We start from the raw sequence: 2,388 nt of genomic DNA on the forward strand, positions 1-2,388 counted from the left end.
AGGCGGCGGTCAGACACTCGTATGCGTGGGCGGTCGCGGCTACTATCAGGAGTGGGGCAAAGAGCCGGTGGAACTACATTCCGGGGATGCAATCAATATTCCGGCAGGCGTGAAACATTGGCACGGGGCGGCTCCCGACAGCTGGTTCTCGCATTTAGCCATCGGAGTGCCCGGTGAGAACAACAGTACCGAATGGCTGGAACCTGTCGGTGATGAAGAATATGCTAAATTAAAATGACATGAAACAGATAGTATTGATACTTATGAGCCTACTTACTTTCAGTAACCCGTCGAAAGCACCCAAACAGACTGTGGAACCGGCAGTGTCGTCACGCACGATGTGGAGCCGAATACCCTTGTCGCGGGCAATCCCGCCAAACTCATTCGACGAATATAGTTTCTGAAACATTATGCTGGAAGATATCATCCGATTACTGCATGAAGGGAAACATTCTTTAGTCGTTTCCAACGGAGAAGTCAGAACTTTCGACAGACGCGGTGTGGCCGACCTGTATGCCCTGCTGCGGGAAGATTCCGATTTCCTGAAAGGAGCTTCCGTTGCGGACAAAGTCGTAGGCAAGGCGGCTGCGGCGCTGATGATTTTGGGAGAGGTCGGAGAGCTCCATGCGGACGTGGTCAGCCGTCCGGCCCTCGACTTGTTTGCCGATAGCGGGGTACGCGTCAGTTACGGTACGGCAGTCCCGCACATTATCAACCGTACAAAGACGGGATGGTGCCCGCTGGAAACTTGTTGCCGGTATTGCCTTACTCCACAGGATTGTCTCGTCCGAATTGAAGAGTTTATAACATTACAATCTAAAAGAATGAATTCAGATAAATGAAGAAACAACATTTACTATTTGCAACATTCATATTGGCCGGAAGCCTGACCGTTTCGGGCCAAACACCTGATACGGCAGACAGCTTGTCAGCCCAAAGAACATTGACTATCGACGAAGTGGTCGTTACCGGAACCCGTCATCAGACGGATATACGCCACTTGTCGCAGACTGTTTCAGTAGTGAACAGGAAAAGAATCGAGCAGTCGATGCAGCCTTCCCTGCTCCCTGTGCTCACGGAACAGGTTCCGGGTCTGTTCACTACTTCGCGCGGCGTGATGGGCTACGGGGTCTCCAACGGGGCGGCAGGCGGTATTTCGTTACGCGGGTTAAGTGGCGGCAATGCCCGCCTGATGGTGCTTATTGATGGGCATCCACAATATGCCGGCATCTTCGGACATCCGATTGCCGATGCCTACCAGACGCTCCTGGCCGACCGGGTGGAGGTACTGCGTGGCCCGGCATCCGTACTCTACGGTTCGAATGCCATGGGTGGCGTAGTAAATATTGTGACCCGCAAAATGCACGAGGATGGGATTCGCACCCACCTGCACACAGGGTACGGTTCCTACAACACGTTGGAAACCGAACTGACGAACCGCATCCGCAAAGGGCGTTTTTCGAGCGTCATCAGCGGCTCGTACAACCGCACGGACGGGCATCGTGCCGACATGGGATTCGAGCAGTACGGCGGTTACGGCCGGATCGGTTACGAGGTGACGGACCACTGGAATCTGCGTGCCGACGTGAACGTGACCCACTTCAACGCCTCTTATCCCGGCCCGGTATCGGCTCCGCTGCTGGACGGTGACCAGCGCATTACACGGGGCATGACCTCTTTTGCCGTCGAAAATGAATATGAGAAGACTTCCGGTGCGTTGAGTTTCTTCTACAACTGGGGCGACCATTGGATTAACGACGGCTATACGCCTTCCGCAGGGGAAGGTCCGCAGGATGACCGCTTCAACTCGTATGACGACATGATGGGTATCTCATGGTATCAGAGCGCCCGGTTCTTCAAGGATAACCGCATCACCGTAGGCTTCGACTGGTTCCGTTACGGTGGCGAGGCATGGAGCGAATATGTGAGCGGAGAAGATGCGGGAACACGTAGCGATTTGGTGGATAAGCATGAAAACGAGGTGGCAGGCTATGTGGACTTCCGGCAGGATGTCGGGAAGTGGCTCACGTTCAACGCAGGATTGCGCGTTGATCATCATTCCCGTGTCGGAACAGAATGGGTGCCGCAGGCCGGATTGGCATTCCACCTGCCTCATACCATCGAACTGAAGGCTTCTGCCTCCAAAGGTTTCCGTTATCCGATTCTCCGTGAGATGTACATGTTCCCGCCGCAGAATCCCGACTTGAAGCCGGAATCTATGTGGAACTACGAGATAGCCTTCTCGCAAAGACTGTTGGGTGGAAGCCTGTCGTATGGCATCAATCTCTTCTATATCGATGGCAAGAACCTGATTATCCTTAATTCCGCAACACTATTATAAATTAAACTTTTTAAGTACCTGAGCAACAAAAAGTTGCTCGGGATTTT

At 53.2% G+C, this 2,388-nt stretch carries 1 protein-coding gene and 3 pseudogenes; all 4 read left to right on the forward strand.

Annotation, left to right across the window (positions count from 1 at the left end):
• A pseudogene (locus AB5935_RS24515) lies at positions 1-238 on the forward strand (cupin domain-containing protein); the annotation flags it as partial.
• 75 nt (positions 239-313) lie between these two features.
• A pseudogene (locus tag AB5935_RS24520) lies at positions 314-397 on the forward strand (acetyltransferase); the annotation flags it as partial.
• 13 nt (positions 398-410) lie between these two features.
• Positions 411-842 (forward strand): DUF1893 domain-containing protein, encoded by a 432-nt coding sequence (locus AB5935_RS24525; RefSeq protein WP_007843599.1) that lies wholly within the window; start codon positions 411-413, stop codon positions 840-842.
• Positions 839-2,317 (forward strand): annotated as a pseudogene (locus AB5935_RS24530) (TonB-dependent receptor); the annotation flags it as partial. The gene AB5935_RS24525 and the pseudogene AB5935_RS24530, both read left to right, overlap by 4 nt.
• Between the last annotated feature and the right edge of the window lie 71 nt (positions 2,318-2,388).

The sequence above is a fragment of the Phocaeicola sp. RTP21198st1_B8_RTP21198_201120 genome (assembly GCF_040929485.1).
GTDB lineage: Bacteria > Bacteroidota > Bacteroidia > Bacteroidales > Bacteroidaceae > Phocaeicola > Phocaeicola dorei.